The organism is Mycobacterium sp. shizuoka-1 (assembly GCF_002723835.1).
Lineage (GTDB): Bacteria > Actinomycetota > Actinomycetes > Mycobacteriales > Mycobacteriaceae > Mycobacterium.
Genome location: NZ_BEWG01000057.1, coordinates 23,905 through 40,241 on the forward strand (window position 1 = coordinate 23,905; position 16,337 = coordinate 40,241).

A 16,337-nucleotide genomic window follows, 5' to 3' on the forward strand; every position below is an offset into this window, starting at 1 on the left:
ATAAACTAGCGTCGCATCCATGCAGCTCACACGGTTCACCGACCTCGGTCTGAGGGCGATGATGCTGCTGGCCACCGGTCAGGCACGCGAACAGCGGGTCACCACCAGAACCGTCGCCGCCGCCTCTGGCGCGTCGGAGCACCACGTGGCCAAGGCGGTGTCGCGGCTGACCGAACTGGGCCTGGTCCACGCTCGCCGCGGCCGCGCGGGCGGTCTGGAACTCACCGAGGCCGGTCGGGAGGTGTCGCTGGGCTGGCTCGTGCGCGAGCTCGAAGGCGACCGCGAAGTCGTCGACTGCACCGGGCAATCCCCGTGTCCGCTGATCGCGGGCTGCCGGCTGCGCCGGGTCCTCGCCGACGCCAAAGAGGCGTTCTACGCCGAACTCGACCGCTACACCGTCGCCGATCTCGCCGGCAGCACGTCGCTGCCTGTCGTTTTGCAACTCACCACCGAAAGGAAGCACCGATGACCACCACCGCCGCAGCCGAACTGGAGCCGGGCCAGGCCGAGATCGTCAGGGCGACACTGCCACTCGTCGGTGCGCATATCGACGAGATCACCACCGAGTTCTACCGGCGGATGTTCGGTCGCCATCCTGAGCTGCTGCGCAACCTGTTCAACCGCGGGAACCAGGCCCAGGGTGGCCAACAGCGTGCGCTGGCCGCGTCGATCGCGACATTCGCCACGCACCTGGTGAACCCGGAGCTGCCGCACCCGAGCGAACTGCTCTCGCGCATCGGCCACAAGCATGCGTCGCTGGGCGTCACGGCCGAGCAGTACCCGATCGTGCACGAGCATCTGTTCGCCGCCATCGTCGAGGTGCTCGGTGCCGACACCGTGACTGCGGAGGTCGCGGCGGCCTGGGACCGGGTGTACTGGATCATGGCCGACACCCTGATCGCGCTGGAGCGCGACCTTTACCGCGGAGCCGGTGTCGCCGACGGCGATGTCTTCCGCCGGTTGCGGGTTACCGCCCGCGAGGACGACCCCTCCGGCGCCGTGCTGCTCACGGTTGCGGCCGACGGGATCGCGACCACGGCTGCGGCGCAATATGTCTCGGTCGGCGTGACGTTGCCCGACGGGGCGCGTCAGCTGCGCCAGTACAGCCTGGTGAACGTGCCCGGCGCCACCGAGCTGACCTTCGCGGTCAAGCCGGTGGAGGCCGACGGCGACCACCCGGCGGGCGAGGTGTCCAGCTGGATTCGGAGCCGCGTCCGGGTCGGTGATCTGCTCGACGTGACGGTGCCGTTCGGCGACCTGCCGGAGCCGCGCGCCGGTGCACCGGTGGTCCTGATCTCCGCGGGTATCGGTGTGACGCCGATGATCGGCTTGCTGGAATACCTTGTCGGCCAAGGGCATCAGGCCCCGGTGCAGGTGCTGCACGCCGACCGCAGTGAAGACAGCCACCCGCTGCGCAAGCGGCACCGGGAACTGGTGGACATCCTGCCCGGTGGCAGCCTGCAGCTGTGGTACGCCGAAGGCGTCGACGCCGACACCGCCGACATCCACCGGGGACTGATGAACCTCGACGGTGTCGACATCGCCGACGACGCTGAGATCTACCTGTGCGGCAACACCGGATTCGTGCAGGCGGTGCGCGCTGCGCTGACCGCCCGCGGCGTCGCGCAAGACCGCGTGCACTGCGAGTTGTTCAGCCCGAACGACTGGCTGCTGGACGGCTAGTTGCGGATCGAGTCTGCGGTGAGCGCGGGTTGTCGCGAGGACTACTCGCTCTCACCGCAGACTCGTTGCGCTGTGCGCAGACTCGGTCGACACCGCCCGGTCAGGCGGCGCCGTCAAAACCCTAGGTGCCCGTTCAGGTTGCCGGGTTCGGCCGGAACCGGGTGCCGTCGTCGAGCCCGTTGAGGGTCTCCATCTCGGCATCCGTCAGCTCGAAGTCGAACACGTCGGCATTTTCGGCGATCTGTGCCGGATTGGTCGAACCGGGGATGACGATGTCGCCGAGCTGCAGGCTCCAGCGGATCAGCACCTGTGCCGGTGATTTACCGTGCGCCGCAGCCACTTCGGCGATCGCCGGAAGCTCGAGCAGCTTGCTCTCGCCCAGCGGGATGTACGCGCCGGTGATGATCGAATGCTTGGCGTGCACCGCGCGCAGCTCGGTCTGGTCGAGCAGCGGGTGCAGTTCGATCTGATTGACCACCGGCGGGAAGTAACTCAAGTCGATGATGTCCGCCAAATTCTCGGGAGTGAAGTTCGCGACACCGATCGACTTGATCAGGCCGTCCTGGCGGGACCGCATGATGCCGCCCCAGGCGTCGATGTATTTGCCGTTCTGCTCGGCGGGCCAGTCCACCAGATAGAGGTCCACGTACTCCAGGCCGAGGCGTTCCAGGCTGGCCTTGATGGCGTCCTGCGAGGACTGGAAGCCCTGGTCCTCGGTGGCGAGCTTCGTGGTGATGAACAACTCGTCGCGGGGGATGCCCGACGCGGCGATGGCGCGGCCGACGACCTCCTCGTTGCCGGCGACCGACGCGGTGTCGATCAACCGGTAGCCGGCTTCCAGCGCGCTGGCCACCGCGGCTTCGGTCTCCTCGGCGGACAGTTCTGCCACACCGAGACCCAACACCGGGATGGTGTTGTCGTCGTTGAGTGTGACGGTGGGGATCTGGGCCGCCGGTGTCATGTCACCTGCCTGTGGAATCGAAGTTTGTCCAGGTCGGCACCCGGGCACGATCGGTTGAGGGGTCACCGACTCGGGTTGACGATAGTACCCACGGCGTTGTGTCGGCTGAGCAGGCCCGGCGCGCCGCGACACGCCGAGCCCCGAATTGCCGTATCCGTCAACCGGTGTTCGAGGTCCGAGGCTGACGGATCGTTGCCGGCCCGGGTCCCGTACGCTGCCGCAATGCCGACCGCACAGGGTGAGGGGAGCAGGGATGGCAGGGAACCGACGGTTGCAGCGCGTGCTCGCCGCGAGCAGCAGAGCCGGCGTACTGGTGATCCCGCACCTGCCTGCGGCGGTCAAGCGGCTGCTGTCCGGGGGCCGGGCCGTCACCATTGACGGAAACACCCTTGACCCGACGATCCAGATGATGCTGACCGCCCAGCGGGCCCTGGGCATCACCAGCCTGGCGGTGTGGGGCGATCCGGTCGCCACCCGGGCGCAGAACCGGGAGACCACCCGCAGCCTCGACGAGGCCGACGTGCACGTCGCCCAGATCAAGCCGGTCACCATTCCCGGCCCGGCCGGTGCCATCGCCGCCCGGCACTACCGGCCGGCCGGCGACGGGCCTGCGCCCCTGCTGGTCTTCTACCACGGCGGCGGATTCGTCTTCGGTGACCTGGACACCCACGACTCGGCCTGCCGGCTGATCTGCCGCGACGCCGGCGTGCACGTGCTCGCGATCGACTACCGGCTGGCACCCGAGCACCCCGCCCCCGCCGCGGTCGACGACTGCTACGCCGCCTACCTGTGGGCCCGGGAGCACGCCGACGAGCTGGGGGCGGACCCTGCGCGGGTCGCGGTCGGCGGCGACAGCGCGGGCGGCTGCCTGGCCGCCGTGGTGAGCCGGCTCGCCCGCGACGCCGGCGCGCCCGCGCCGAGCCTGCAGTGGCTGATCTACCCGCTCACCGACATGCGCGGGGCTACCACGTCACGCACGCTGTTCGCCGACGGATTTCTGCTGACCAAGCGCGACATCGACTGGTTCGAGGGTTGCTACGTCGACGGGTCGGGCATCGAGATCACCGACCCCCGGGTGTCCCCGCTGCTGGCCGACGACCTCACCGGGTTGGCGCCCGCGCTGATCGTGACGGCGGGGTTCGATCCGCTGCGCGACGAAGGCGAGCAGTACGCCGACACACTGCGGGCGGCAGGCGTCGCCGTGGACCTGCGCCGAATGGGTCCGATGACGCATGCCTTCCTGAACATGAACGCGTTGGGCGGCAAGGTCAGCCGGTGCAACGCCGAGATGATCTCGGCGCTGCGCGCCCATCTCGCCCGCGGCTGACCGAGCCGCGGAGCAGGGTCATGCGACCCGGGGAATGACCGGGCGCGACGAGGCGGCCGGTACTCTAGAGGCGCTAACACTCAAGTCTTGACAGCGAGGATCAGCCGACCCGTGGCCACCAACAAGAAAAGCGCCCCCCGCTACGACCTGAAAGCTCAGGACCGCAAGCGCAATCTGCTCATCCAGCTGGGGCTGACCGCCGTCGTCGTCATCTTCGCCGTCGCTCTGGTGCTCTACATCGTGATGGGCCACGACAAGAAGGTCGCCGGCGGCAACACGCAGGCCGTGCGGATCTCCTCGGCTCAGCTGATCAAGAAGCCCGGCACGGACGAGCCCAAGGCCGTGCTGTCGCTCTACGAGGACTTCCAGTGCCCGCACTGCCGTGACTTCGAGAAGACCTTCGGCCCGACCATCACCAAGCTGGTCGACAGCGGCGCGGTGGCCACCGACTACAACATGGTCGCCATCCTGAACTCGCCGACGAACAAGAACTACTCGACGCGTGCCGCCAACGCGGCCTACTGCGTCGCCGACGTGGACAAGGAAGCGTTCCTGCGATTCCACGGTGCGTTGTTCGCCCAGCAGCCCGAGGAGGGGTCAAGCGGCGCGCCGGACAACAACTCGCTGATCGAGACCGCCCGCCAGGCCGGTGTGCCGACCGACAAGGTCTCGTCGTGCATCAACTCCGGCAAGTACAGCGACATGGTCAACGGCCTGGCCGCCGCCTCCAAGATCTCCGCGACGCCGACCATCCGGCTCAACGGTGAGGACATCAGCCCCGCCTCGCCCGACGAGCTGCTCGCCAAGGTCAAGGCCGTCGTCGGCGACGTGCCCGGGCTGCAGCCCGCGCCGACGCCCGCCCCCGCCGCTCCGGCTCCCGCGGCGCCATGAGCGTGGCGACCCCGGCACCGGTGGAGCCGACCGAACCCCAGTCGGGGTCCGCGCCGGCCGGAGTCGCCGTGGGTGCGGCCAGCGCCTGGTGGGTGCTGATCGCCGGTGTGATCGGGCTCGTCTCGTCGGCCACGCTGACGATCGAGAAGATCGAGATCCTCATCAATCCGTCCTACGTGCCCAGCTGCAGCATCAACCCGGTGCTGTCGTGCGGGTCGGTGATGGTCACCAAGCAGGCGTCGGCCTTCGGCTTCCCCAATCCGCTGATCGGCATCGCCGCCTTCGCGGTCGTCGTGGTGACCGGCGTGCTGGCCGTGGCCAAGGTGCGGTTGCCCCGGTGGTACTGGCTGGGCCTGACGGTCGGCTCGGCGCTGGGCGTGGTCTTCGTCCACTGGCTGATCTTTCAGACCCTCTACCGCATCGGAGCGTTGTGCCCGTACTGCATGGTGGTCTGGTCGGTGACCGTGCCGCTTCTGGTGGTGGTGTCCTCGATCGCGCTTCGCCCGCTCGCGGGCAACGCCGTCGCCAGGGTGTTGTACACCTGGCGCTGGTCGATTGTGACGCTGTGGTTCACCGCGATTATCCTGCTGATTCTGGTTCGTTTCTGGAACTACTGGTCAACGCTCATCTAGCCGCGCCGCATCGGCCCGGGGGGTAGGGTCCGCCTGTGATCTCCAAAGTCCTTGTCGCCAACCGCGGTGAGATCGCGATTCGCGCTTTCCGGGCCGCCTACGAGATGGGCATCGGCACGGTGGCGATCTATCCGTACGAGGATCGCAATTCACTGCACCGTCTCAAGGCCGACGAGTCGTATCAGATCGGCGACGTCGGGCATCCGGTGCGGGCGTATCTGTCGGTGGACGAGATCGTGGCCACCGCGCAGGCGGCCGGTGCCGACGCGATCTATCCGGGTTATGGCTTCCTGTCGGAGAATCCGGAACTGGCGGCGGCGTGTGCGGCCACGGGCATCACGTTCATCGGGCCCGACGCGTCGATCCTGGAGCTCACCGGCAACAAGGCGCGCGCCATCGCGGCGGCCGCGGCGGCGGGGCTACCGGTGCTGGCGTCCTCGGAACCGTCGGCGTCGGTGCAGCAACTGGTCGAGGCCGCCGAGGCGATGGAGTACCCCTTGTTCGTCAAGGCCGTCGCCGGCGGCGGCGGACGGGGTATGCGCCGGGTGACCGATCCCGCTGCGCTGGCCGAGTCGATCGAAGCGGCCAGCCGCGAGGCCGAATCGGCCTTCGGGGATCCGACGGTGTTCCTCGAGCAGGCGGTGGTGAATCCGCGCCATATCGAGGTGCAGATCCTGGCCGACACCCACGGCAACGTCATCCACCTCTACGAGCGGGACTGCAGTGTCCAGCGCCGCCACCAGAAGGTGATCGAGCTGGCACCGGCGCCAAATCTGGATCCCGCTCTGCGGGAACGGATTTGCGCCGACGCCGTGGCGTTCGCGCGGCACATCGGTTACAGCTGTGCGGGCACCGTCGAGTTCCTTCTCGACGAGCGCGGCCGGCATGTGTTCATCGAGATGAATCCCCGGATCCAGGTCGAGCACACCGTGACCGAGGAGATCACCGACGTCGACCTGGTGTCGGCGCAGCTGCGGATCGCCTCCGGCGAGACGCTGGCCGATCTGGGTCTGAGCCAGGAGGCCGTCCGCCCGCACGGTGCGGCGCTGCAATGCCGCATCACCACCGAGGATCCGGCCAACGGGTTCCGTCCCGACACCGGGCGGATCACCACCTACCGCTCACCGGGCGGAGCCGGCATCCGGCTCGACGGCGGAACGCATCTGGGTGCGGAGGTCACCGCGCATTTCGACTCGATGCTGGTCAAGCTCACCTGCCGGGGCCGGGATTTCTCGACCGCGGTGGCCCGCGCCAGGCGTGCGGTCGCCGAGTTCCGCATCCGCGGGGTGTCGACGAATATCCCGTTCCTGCAAGCTGTTCTCGACGATCCGGATTTCCAGGCCGGGCTGGTCACCACCTCGTTCATCGACGAGCGTCCGGAGCTGCTGACGGCCCGTACCTCGGCCGATCGCGGCACCAAGATGCTCAAGTTCCTGGCCGAGGTGACGGTCAACTCGCCGTACCGCGATCGGCCCCGGTTTTATCCGCAGGACAAGCTGCCCGACATCGACATCACGTCGAGCGTCCCGCCGCCGGGCAGCAAGCAGCGCCTGGTGGAACTGGGTCCGGAGGGATTCGCCCAGTGGCTGCGGGATTCTCCGGCCGTAGGAGTGACCGATACGACGTTCCGTGACGCACACCAGTCGTTGCTGGCGACGCGGGTGCGCTCGTCGGGCCTGTTGAAGGTGGCCCCCTACATCGCCAGGATGACGCCGGAGCTGTTGTCGATCGAATGCTGGGGCGGCGCGACATACGATGTGGCGCTTCGCTTCTTGAAGGAAGATCCGTGGGAGCGGCTGGCCGCGCTGCGCGAGGCGATTCCCAACATCTGTCTGCAGATGCTGCTGCGTGGCCGCAACACCGTGGGTTACACGCCGTACCCGGAGGCGGTGACGCACGCGTTCGTCGACGAGGCCGCCCGCACCGGTGTCGACATCTTCCGCATCTTCGACGCGCTCAACAACGTCGAGTCGATGCGGCCCGCGATCGACGCGGTGCGCCAAACCGGTTCGGCGGTGGCCGAAGTCGCGATGAGCTACACCGGTGACCTGTCCGACCCGGGCGAGACGCTCTACACGCTGGACTACTGGCTGCGGCTGGCCGAGCAGATCGTCGACGCCGGCGCGCACGTGCTGGCGATCAAGGACATGGCCGGCCTGCTGCGCCCGCCGGCGGCGGCCACGCTGGTCTCCGCGCTCCGCAGCCGCTTCGACCTGCCGGTGCACGTGCACACCCACGACACCCCGGGCGGACAGCTGGCCACCTACACGGCGGCCTGGCAGGCCGGGGCGAGTGCGGTCGACGGGGCGGCGGCCCCGCTGTCGGGCACCACCAGTCAGCCGCCGTTGTCGGCGATCGTCGCCGCGGCCGCGCACACCCCGTTCGACACCGGACTGGACCTGGCAGCGGTGTGTGACCTGGAACCGTACTGGGAGTTGCTGCGCCGGGTGTACGCGCCGTTCGAGGCGGGCCTGCCCGCACCGACCGGGCGTGTCTATGACCACGAGATCCCCGGCGGCCAGCTGTCCAACCTGCGCACGCAGGCGATCGCGCTGGGGCTCGGCGACCGGTTCGAGGACATCGAGAACGCCTACGCCGGAGCCGACCGGATCCTGGGCCGCCTGGTCAAGGTCACCCCGTCGAGCAAGGTGGTCGGCGACCTGGCGCTGGCGCTCGTCGGCGCCGGGATCACCGCCGAGGACTTCGCCGCCGACCCCGCTCATCACGACATCCCGGATTCGGTGATCGGCTTCCTGCGTGGCGAACTGGGGGACCCGCCGGGCGGCTGGCCGGAACCCTTGCGTAGCAAGGCGCTGGAAGGTCGCGGACCGGCCAAGCCCGAGCAGCCGTTGTCGGTCGAGGACGAGAAGGTGCTCGGCGAGCCGGGCCTGGCTCGGCAGGCCACCCTGAATCGGCTGCTGTTCCCCGGGCCCACCAGGGAATTCGAGGCTCACCGCGAAGAGTACGGCGACACCTCGGGGCTGAGCGCCAACCAGTTCCTGTGCGGACTGCGCCACGGCGACGAGCATCGCATCCAGCTCGAGCGGGGCGTCGAACTCATCGTCGGGTTGGAGGCCATCTCCGATCCCGACGAGCGCGGGATGCGCACCGTCATGTGCATCATCAACGGCCAATTGCGTCCGGTGTTGGTGCGCGACAACAGCATTGCCGAAACCGTGCCGACCGCGGAGAAGGCTGACCGCACCAACCCCGACCATGTGGCCGCGCCGTTCGCGGGCGTCGTCACGGTCGGGGTGGCGGTCGGTGACGAGGTGGCGGCCGGCCAGACCATCGCCACCATCGAAGCGATGAAGATGGAAGCCGCGATCACCGCGCCGAAGGCGGGCGCCGTCAACCGGGTCGCGGTCGCCAGTACCGCGCAGGTCGAAGGCGGCGATCTGCTGGTGGTCATCGCGGGATCGGGTCCGGCGGGCAGGAGCGAAGCGACCGGGGGGTTGGCCTGACCCGCATCGTCGGGGGCAGCGCTGGTGGCCGGCGTATCGATGTGCCGGCCCGCGGCACGCGGCCGACCACCGATCGGGTTCGCGAAGCCCTGTTCAATGTCCTTGCCGCACGCCGGGATTTCGACGGCCTGCGGGTGCTGGACCTCTACGCCGGTTCGGGGGCACTCGGGCTGGAAGCGCTGTCCCGGGGCGCGGTCTGGGCGCTGTTCGTCGAAAGTGACTCGCGCGCAGCCGCGGTGATCAAAAGCAACGTCGCCGCGCTCGGGCTGGCCGGGGCCACGGTACGTCGCGGCGCGGTCGCCACGGTGCTGGCGGCGGGTGCCGACCGGCCGGTGGACCTGGTGCTGGCCGACCCACCGTACGAGGTACGCAACGCCGAGATCGAGTCGATACTGGGCAGTCTCGCGCGCCACGGCTGGCTGGGGGAGGGCACCGTGGTGGTGCTCGAACGTCCGGCCTCGGCGGCCGAGCTGAGCTGGCCGGCGGGCTTCACGGCGTGGCCGGTGCGTCGGTACGGGGACACCCGGGTCGAGCTCGCCGAGGTGGACTGAGCCGGGCTGCTACCGTCGTCAACCATGAGTGGCGCGGTGTGCCCGGGATCCTTCGATCCGGTGACCCTGGGGCATGTCGACATCTTCGAGCGCGCCGCCGCGCAATTCGACGAAGTAATCGTCGCCGTGCTGATCAACCCGAACAAGTCGGGCATGTTCGACATCGACGAGCGGATCGCGATGATCGAAGAAGCCACCGCGCACCTGCCGAACTTGCGCGCCGAGTCGGGGCGGGGACTGGTCGTCGACTTCGTCAAACAGCGCGGGCTGACCGCGATCGTCAAGGGCCTGCGCACCGGCACCGACTTCGAGTACGAGCTGCAGATGGCGCAGATGAACAAGCACGTCGCGGGGGTCGACACGTTCTTCGTGGCCACCACGCCGCAGTATTCGTTCGTGTCGTCGTCGCTGGCCAAAGAGGTGGCGATGCTCGGCGGTGACGTCTCGGCGCTGCTGCCGGAGTCGGTCAACCGCCGATTGCAGGTCAAGCTCGCCGGTCGTTGATCGCCGGCGATCCCTCGCCCAGCCCCCGCCGATCGGCGCGCAGGGCACATAATCTGTGAGCAGACGCCCTCTGACCGGTGCGGTTGACAGAAACGTCTTTCCGACACACCGGCCCGCCACCGCAGTCACAGGCGTAACACCAGGCACACTGGTCACTACCAACTACGCCAGGAGGGTGGCGCCGTGTACCGAGTTTTTGAAGCTCTCGATGAGTTGAGCGCAATTGTCGAAGAGGCCCGCGGCGTTCCGATGACGGCTGGGTGTGTGGTCCCGCGCGGTGACGTGCTGGAACTGATCGACGACATCAAGGACGCCATCCCCGGCGAACTCGACGACGCCCAGGACGTGCTGGACGCCCGCGACGCGCTGCTGCGGGAGGCCAAGGAGCACTCCGAGTCGATGGTGTCCAACTCCACCGCCGAGGCCGACTCCCTGCTGAGTCACGCCCGGGCCGAGGCCGACCGGCTGCTGGCCGAAGCCAAGTCGCAGGCCGACCGGATGGTGGCCGAGGCCCGCCAGCACAGCGAGCGCACCGTGCACGAGGCCCGCGAGGAGTCCGCGCGGCTGGCGGCGACCGCCAAGCGTGAGTACGAGGCGGCCACCAGCCGCGCCAAGGCCGAGGCCGACCGCCTGGTCGAGAGCGGAAACCTGTCGTATGAGAAGGCCGTGCAGGAAGGCATCAAGGAACAGCAGCGGCTGGTGTCGCAGACCGAAGTGGTCCAGGCGGCCAATGCCGAATCCGCCCGGCTGATCGACACCGCGCACGCCGAGGCCGACCGGCTGCGCGGCGAGTGCGACATCTACGTCGACAACAAACTCGCCCAGTTCGAGGACTACCTCAACGGCACGCTGCGGTCGGTGAGCCGGGGCCGTCACCAGCTGCGGACCGCCGCGGGCACCCACGACTACGTGCAGCGCTGAACCGGACGGCTCGCGGCTACTGGCTGAATCGGGGCACACCGGGTTTTAAGATCGGAGTCATGGCGACGACACCGAGTGCCCGAGCACAGCACAGATCCCGGTCGCCGCTCGTGTTCGACATCACCCGGCTGGGCCGGCGCCCCGGCGCCATGCTCGAACTGCACGAGACGGTGTCCAGTCCCTCCCGGATCGGATTGGACCTGATCGCGATCGAACAGGGTGCCGATCTGACCCTGGATCTGCGCCTGGAGTCGGTGTCCGAGGGGGTGCTGGTCACCGGCACCGTCCACGCGCCCACCCGCGGGGAGTGCTCGCGGTGTCTGACCCCGGTCACCGGGGATGTCGAGATCACGCTCACCGAGCTGTTCGCCTACCCGGACAGCGCGACGGAGACCACCACCGAGGAAGACGAGGTCGGTCACGTCGTCGACCAGACCATCGACCTCGAGCAGTCCATCGTCGACGCCGTCGGCCTGGCTCTGCCGTTCGCGCCGCTGTGCACGCCGGACTGCCGCGGGTTGTGCCCCGAGTGCGGTGTCGCGCTGGCCAGCGCCGAGCCGGATCACCATCACGACCAGATCGATCCGCGCTTTGCCAAGCTCGCGAACATGTTTCCCGCCGACGCCGACACCCCCGAGCGGGGGGCCGGCGATTCGTGAGCCCGCCACGTGAGAACTTGCTGGCTGCCCTCGGCGTCGACATGGGCGAAGAGCTGCTGACGCTGGCGCTGACCCATCGCAGCTACGCCTACGAACACGGCGGCCTGCCCACCAACGAGCGACTGGAGTTCCTCGGCGACGCGGTGCTCGGCCTGACGGTGACCGACGAACTGTTCCATCGCCACCCGGACCGCACCGAGGGCGACCTGGCCAAGCTACGCGCCAGCATCGTCAACACCCAGGCGCTGGCCGATGTCGGTCGCAACCTGACCGACGAGGGGTTGGGGGCCTACCTGCTGCTGGGCCGCGGCGAGATCAACACCGGCGGTGCCGACAAGTCCAGCATCCTCGCCGACGGGATGGAATCGCTGCTCGGCGCGGTCTACCTCCAGCACGGCATCGACACCGCGCGCAAGGTCATCCTCGAGCTCTTCGGCACGCTGCTGGACACCGCCCCGACCCTGGGTGCCGGGCTCGACTGGAAGACCAGCCTTCAAGAGCTCTGTGCGTCAAAGGGTTTGGGTCCGCCGACCTATGTCGTCACCTCCACGGGGCCCGATCACGACAAGCAGTTCACCGCGACGGTGGTGGTGGGCGAGGCCGAACATGGAACCGGCATGGGGCGGTCCAAGAAGGAAGCCGAGCAGAAATCCGCCGCCAAGGCGTGGCAGGCCATCATGGACCAGGGACCGGATGCCTGAACTGCCGGAGGTGGAGGTCGTCCGGCGCGGTCTGCAAGCGCACGTTGCCGGCAAGTCCATCACCGCGGTACGGGTACATCATCCGCGGGCGGTCCGCCGCCACGAAGCCGGCGCCGCCGACCTGACCGCGCGGCTGCTCGGAGCGCAGGTCATCGGGACCGATCGGCGCGGAAAGTACTTGTGGCTCAACCTGTCTGACGATACCGCCCTGGTGGTACACCTGGGCATGAGTGGTCAGATGCTGCTCGGCCCGGTGCCCAACACCGATCATCTGCGGATCGCGGCGCTGCTCGACGACGGCACCGCGCTGAGCTTCGTCGACCAGCGCACCTTCGGCGGGTGGCAGCTGGCCGATCTGGTCGACGTCGACGGCAGCCGGGTGCCAGTTCCGGTCGCCCACATCGCCAGGGACCCGCTCGACCCTCGGTTCGACCGCGCGGCCGTGGTGGAGGTGTTGCGCCGCAAGCATTCCGAGATCAAGCGCCAACTGCTCGACCAGACCGTCGTGTCGGGGATCGGCAACATCTACGCCGACGAGGCGCTGTGGCGGGCCAAGGTCAACGGCGCGCGGCTGGCCGCCAACCTGACCCGCCGCCAGCTCGGCGAGGTGCTGGACGCGGCGACCGAGGTGATGCGCGAGGCGCTGGGCCAGGGTGGCACGTCGTTCGACTCGCTGTATGTCAACGTCAACGGGCAGTCCGGCTACTTCGACCGGTCGCTGAACGCCTACGGCCGCGAAGAGCTGCCCTGCCCGCGCTGCGGCGCCGCGATCCGCCGCGACAAGTTCATGAACCGCTCGTCGTTCTACTGCCCGAAATGCCAGCCCCGGCCCCGGCGTTGACTCCGGCGCGTCGAGATCGACGTTGTGGCGTGATTTACTCGCACTTTCGCGGCCAGATGTCGGTTTGGGCGTACAAGGAACGAAGGACACATGACTGAGCTGTGGGTGGAACGGACCGGCGTGCGGCGCTACACCGGGCGCAGCAGCCGAGGCGCGCAGGTGCTGATCGGCTCGGAGACCGACGACGGTGTCTTCACCCCCGGTGAGCTGCTCAAGATCGCGCTGGCCGGCTGCAGCGGCCTGTCCAGCGACCAGCCGCTGCGCCGGCGCCTCGGCGACGACTACGCCGCGGTGATCAAGGTCGCCGGACCGGCCGATCGTGACCAGGAGCGCTACCCGCTGCTGGAGGAGAAACTCGAGATCGACCTGTCCGGGCTGTCCGCCGAGGAGATCGAACGCCTGGTGGTGGTGGTCAACCGGGCGATCGACCAGGTCTGCACGGTCGGCCGCACCCTGAAGGCCGGAGCCGAGGTCCGCTTCGAGGTGGCCGACGGTGACCGGGCCTGACAGCCGGCTGACCGCCTGGGTGCACGGCCACGTCCAGGGGGTGGGTTTCCGCTGGTGGACGCGGTCGCGGGCGCTGGAACTGGGCCTGGCCGGCTATGCGAGCAACCAGGCCGACGGCCGCGTGCTGGTCGTCGCGCAGGGGCCGCGCGCCTCCTGCGAGCGGCTGCTGGAGCTGTTGCGGGGGGAAAACACCCCCGGATCGGTCGACAAAGTGGTGGCCGACTTCACCGAACCCGGCGAGCCGCTGCGCGGGTTCCACGAGCGCTGATCGCCGCGCCGGTAATCTCACTCGACGTGTACCTCAAGAGTCTGACGCTGAAGGGCTTCAAATCCTTCGCATCGCCGACGACTCTGCGTTTCGAGCCGGGCATCACCTGCGTGGTCGGTCCCAACGGCTCCGGCAAGTCCAATGTCGTCGACGCGCTGGCCTGGGTGATGGGGGAGCAGGGCGCCAAGACGCTGCGCGGCGGCAAGATGGAAGACGTCATCTTCGCCGGCACCTCCTCGCGGGCGCCGCTGGGACGCGCCGAGGTGACGCTGACCATCGACAACTCCGACAACGCGCTGCCGATCGAGTACTCCGAGGTGTCCATCACCCGGCGGATGTTCCGCGACGGCGCCGGCGAATACGAGATCAACGGCAGCAGCTGCCGGCTGATGGACGTTCAGGAGCTGCTCAGCGACTCCGGCATCGGCAGGGAAATGCACGTCATCGTCGGACAGGGCCGGCTCTCGCAGATCCTCGAGTCGCGCCCCGAAGACCGCCGGGCCTTCATCGAGGAGGCCGCCGGGGTGCTCAAGCACCGCAAGCGCAAGGAGAAGGCGGTCCGCAAGCTGGACTCGATGGCCGCCAACCTCGCCCGGCTCACCGACCTGACCACCGAACTGCGCCGCCAGCTCAAGCCGCTGGGCCGGCAAGCCGAGATGGCGCGCCGCGCCCAGACCATCCAGGCCGATCTGCGCGACGCCCGGCTCCGGCTGGCCGCCGACGACCTGGTGACCCGGCGCGCCGAGTTCGCCGGGGCCGACGACACCGAGACCACCCTGCGGCGTGAGCACGACGCCGCCGCCGAGCGCCTGGCGGTGGCCGGCGAGGCGCTGAGCGCCCATGAGGCCGCCGTGGCCACGCTGTCGGAGCGCACCGACGCCGCCCAGCAGGCCTGGTTCCGGCTCTCCGCGCTGGCCGAACGGGTCAGCGCCACCGTCCGCATCGCCACCGAACGCGCGCAATACCTCGACGCCGAGCCTCCTGCCAGCACCGGGCCGGACCCCGACGCGCTGGAGGCCGAGGCCGACGAGGTGGCCGCGCGTGAGCAGGAGCTGCTGGCCGAGCTGACCGAGGCCCAATCCCGACTGGAGATCGCCCGGGCCGAGCTCGGTGAACGCGAGCGGGCGGCCACCGAGGCCGAGCGCGCGCACATGGCGGCCGTGCGGGCCGAGGCCGACCGCCGCGAGGGCCTGGCCCGGCTTGCCGGTCAGGTGGACACCCTGCGCGCCCGGGTCGAGTCGATCGACGACGGGGTGGCGCGGCTGACCAACGCCATCGAGGAGGCCGCCGCCCGCACCCAGCACGCACGGGCCGAATTCGAGACCGTGCAGGGCCGGGTGGGGGAGCTCGACCAGGGCGAGGTCGGCCTCGACGAACACCACGACCGCACGATCACCGCACTGCGGCTGGCCGACGAGCGGGTGGCCGAATTGCAGTCCGCCGAACGCGCCGCCGAGCGCCAGGTGGCCTCACTGCGAGCCCGGATCGACGCCCTGTCGGTCGGGCTGGAGCGCAAGGACGGCGCGGCGTGGCTGACGCAGAACCGCGGCGGCGCAGGACTTTTCGGCACCATCGCCAAACTGGTCCGGGTGCGGCCGGGCTACGAGGTGGCGGTGGCCGCGGTGCTGGGTACCGCCGCTGACGCCGTGGCGGCCGACGACTTCGACGCCGCCGGTTCGGCGGTGCGTGCACTCAAGGAAGCCGACGGCGGCCGGGCCGCGATCGTGTTGGGGGACTGGCCGAACACGCCGCGCCAGGACGGACCGTTGCCCGCCGGGGCGATCTGGGCGCTGGACCTGATCGAGACGCCAGGACGGCTGCAGGGGGCGATGACCGCGATGCTCGCCGACGTCGCCGTCGTCGAGGATCTCGGTGCCGCGCTGGATCTGGTCGCCGCCCGGCCCAGCCTGCGTGCGGTCACCACCGAAGGCGATCTGGTCGGCGCGGGCTGGGTCACCGGCGGCTCCGACCGCAAGCCCAGCACGCTGGAGATCGCCGGTGAAATCGAGAAGGCCAGAACCGACCTCGCTGCCGCGGAGACCCAGGTCGCCGAACTGTCGGCCGCACTGGCCGGCGCACTGTCCGAGCAGGGCAACCGCCAGGACGCCGCCGAGCAGGCCCTGGCCGCGCTGAACGAATCCGACGCCGCGATATCGGCGATCTACGAGCAACTCGGCCGGCTCGGACAGGAGGCCCGAGCCGCCGAGGAGGAGTGGCGTCGGCAGTTGGCCCAGCGCGGCGAACTCGAGGCCAACAGGCTGCAGACCGTCGAAGAGCTCACCGAGCTGGAGAACCGGCTGGCCGCGGCGCAGGACACCCAGACCGTGGTGGACGACGAACCGGTCGACCGCCAATACATGCAGGCCGCCGCCGAGGAAGCCCGCGCTGTCGAGGTCGAGGTACGGCTGGCGGTGCGCACCGCCGAGC

The 16,337-nt window shown here is 69.3% G+C and carries 16 protein-coding genes; 15 read left to right on the forward strand and 1 reads right to left on the reverse strand.

The window, feature by feature from the left end:
• Nucleotides 1–19: 19 nt before the first annotated feature.
• Together MSZK_RS16910 and MSZK_RS16915 are read left to right on the forward strand one after the other, a co-directional pair.
• On the forward strand, nucleotides 20–469 hold the full coding sequence (locus MSZK_RS16910; protein ID WP_099249812.1) for an Rrf2 family transcriptional regulator: 450 nt from the start codon (nucleotides 20–22) through the stop codon (nucleotides 467–469).
• A complete protein-coding gene (locus MSZK_RS16915) occupies nucleotides 466–1,683 on the forward strand; it encodes a globin domain-containing protein (RefSeq protein ID WP_099249815.1) in 1,218 nt (405 codons plus the stop codon). Before MSZK_RS16910 ends, MSZK_RS16915 begins: the two co-directional genes overlap by 4 nt.
• Before the next feature lie 133 nt (nucleotides 1,684–1,816).
• On the opposite strand, the gene MSZK_RS16920 is transcribed toward MSZK_RS16915, so the two are convergent.
• A complete protein-coding gene (locus MSZK_RS16920; RefSeq protein WP_099249818.1) occupies nucleotides 1,817–2,644 on the reverse strand; it encodes an aldo/keto reductase in 828 nt (275 codons plus the stop codon).
• 253 nt (nucleotides 2,645–2,897) lie between these two features.
• On the opposite strand from MSZK_RS16920, the gene MSZK_RS16925 reads away from it, so the two are divergent.
• From MSZK_RS16925 to smc, 13 genes are all read left to right on the forward strand, one after another.
• A complete protein-coding gene (locus MSZK_RS16925; RefSeq protein WP_099249820.1) occupies nucleotides 2,898–3,971 on the forward strand; it encodes an alpha/beta hydrolase in 1,074 nt (357 codons plus the stop codon).
• 111 nt (nucleotides 3,972–4,082) lie between these two features.
• Nucleotides 4,083–4,862: a thioredoxin domain-containing protein gene (locus tag MSZK_RS16930; protein ID WP_099249823.1), complete on the forward strand. Its 780-nt coding sequence runs from the start codon at nucleotides 4,083–4,085 to the stop codon at nucleotides 4,860–4,862.
• Nucleotides 4,859–5,494, forward strand: coding sequence for a vitamin K epoxide reductase family protein (locus tag MSZK_RS16935; RefSeq protein ID WP_099249826.1), 636 nt, complete (start codon nucleotides 4,859–4,861; stop codon nucleotides 5,492–5,494). Before MSZK_RS16930 ends, MSZK_RS16935 begins: the two co-directional genes overlap by 4 nt.
• A gap of 35 nt (nucleotides 5,495–5,529) precedes the next feature.
• The gene (locus MSZK_RS16940; protein WP_099249828.1) at nucleotides 5,530–8,958 is read left to right on the forward strand and encodes a pyruvate carboxylase; all 3,429 of its coding nucleotides are present in this window, start codon (nucleotides 5,530–5,532) and stop codon (nucleotides 8,956–8,958) included.
• Nucleotides 8,955–9,509 carry a 16S rRNA (guanine(966)-N(2))-methyltransferase RsmD gene (gene rsmD, locus MSZK_RS16945; protein WP_099249831.1) on the forward strand — a complete coding sequence of 185 codons (555 nt, stop codon included), beginning with the start codon at nucleotides 8,955–8,957 and terminating at the stop codon, nucleotides 9,507–9,509. Before MSZK_RS16940 ends, rsmD begins: the two co-directional genes overlap by 4 nt.
• A 24-nt stretch (nucleotides 9,510–9,533) precedes the next feature.
• Nucleotides 9,534–10,013: a pantetheine-phosphate adenylyltransferase gene (gene coaD / locus MSZK_RS16950; RefSeq protein WP_099249834.1), complete on the forward strand. Its 480-nt coding sequence runs from the start codon at nucleotides 9,534–9,536 to the stop codon at nucleotides 10,011–10,013.
• A 183-nt stretch (nucleotides 10,014–10,196) separates the two neighbouring features.
• Nucleotides 10,197–10,934: a cell division protein SepIVA gene (sepIVA, locus tag MSZK_RS16955; RefSeq protein WP_099249837.1), complete on the forward strand. Its 738-nt coding sequence runs from the start codon at nucleotides 10,197–10,199 to the stop codon at nucleotides 10,932–10,934.
• A gap of 59 nt (nucleotides 10,935–10,993) precedes the next feature.
• Nucleotides 10,994–11,593 carry a DUF177 domain-containing protein gene (locus tag MSZK_RS16960; protein ID WP_099249839.1) on the forward strand — a complete coding sequence of 200 codons (600 nt, stop codon included), beginning with the start codon at nucleotides 10,994–10,996 and terminating at the stop codon, nucleotides 11,591–11,593.
• Between the two features lie 41 nt (nucleotides 11,594–11,634).
• Entirely contained in the window at nucleotides 11,635–12,294 is a 660-nt protein-coding gene (gene rnc, locus MSZK_RS16965) for a ribonuclease III (protein WP_371411353.1), read from the forward strand.
• On the forward strand, nucleotides 12,287–13,135 hold the full coding sequence (mutM, locus tag MSZK_RS16970) for a DNA-formamidopyrimidine glycosylase (RefSeq protein ID WP_099249845.1): 849 nt from the start codon (nucleotides 12,287–12,289) through the stop codon (nucleotides 13,133–13,135). The genes rnc and mutM overlap by 8 nt, the downstream gene beginning before the upstream one ends.
• A gap of 90 nt (nucleotides 13,136–13,225) precedes the next feature.
• Nucleotides 13,226–13,642 carry an OsmC family protein gene (locus MSZK_RS16975; RefSeq protein ID WP_099249847.1) on the forward strand — a complete coding sequence of 139 codons (417 nt, stop codon included), beginning with the start codon at nucleotides 13,226–13,228 and terminating at the stop codon, nucleotides 13,640–13,642.
• Nucleotides 13,629–13,910, forward strand: coding sequence for an acylphosphatase (locus tag MSZK_RS16980; RefSeq protein WP_099249849.1), 282 nt, complete (start codon nucleotides 13,629–13,631; stop codon nucleotides 13,908–13,910). The genes MSZK_RS16975 and MSZK_RS16980 overlap by 14 nt, the downstream gene beginning before the upstream one ends.
• Nucleotides 13,911–13,936: 26 nt before the next feature.
• Nucleotides 13,937–16,337: chromosome segregation protein SMC (gene smc, locus MSZK_RS16985; protein ID WP_099249852.1), on the forward strand; the 2,401-nt coding region annotated here is incomplete at its 3' end.

Bases quoted from the DNA above. Each gene is read 5' to 3' on its own strand.
- MSZK_RS16910 (WP_099249812.1), top strand. From the start codon at position 20: ATGCAGCTCACACGGTTCACCGACCTCGGTCTGAGGGCGATGATGCTG.
- MSZK_RS16915 (WP_099249815.1), top strand. From the start codon at position 466: ATGACCACCACCGCCGCAGCCGAACTGGAGCCGGGCCAGGCCGAGATC.
- MSZK_RS16920 (WP_099249818.1), bottom strand. From the start codon at position 2,644: ATGACACCGGCGGCCCAGATCCCCACCGTCACACTCAACGACGACAAC.
- MSZK_RS16925 (WP_099249820.1), top strand. From the start codon at position 2,898: ATGGCAGGGAACCGACGGTTGCAGCGCGTGCTCGCCGCGAGCAGCAGA.
- MSZK_RS16935 (WP_099249826.1), top strand. From the start codon at position 4,859: ATGAGCGTGGCGACCCCGGCACCGGTGGAGCCGACCGAACCCCAGTCG.
- coaD (WP_099249834.1), top strand. From the start codon at position 9,534: ATGAGTGGCGCGGTGTGCCCGGGATCCTTCGATCCGGTGACCCTGGGG.
- MSZK_RS16960 (WP_099249839.1), top strand. From the start codon at position 10,994: ATGGCGACGACACCGAGTGCCCGAGCACAGCACAGATCCCGGTCGCCG.
- rnc (WP_371411353.1), top strand. From the start codon at position 11,635: ATGGGCGAAGAGCTGCTGACGCTGGCGCTGACCCATCGCAGCTACGCC.
- mutM (WP_099249845.1), top strand. From the start codon at position 12,287: ATGCCTGAACTGCCGGAGGTGGAGGTCGTCCGGCGCGGTCTGCAAGCG.
- MSZK_RS16975 (WP_099249847.1), top strand. From the start codon at position 13,226: ATGACTGAGCTGTGGGTGGAACGGACCGGCGTGCGGCGCTACACCGGG.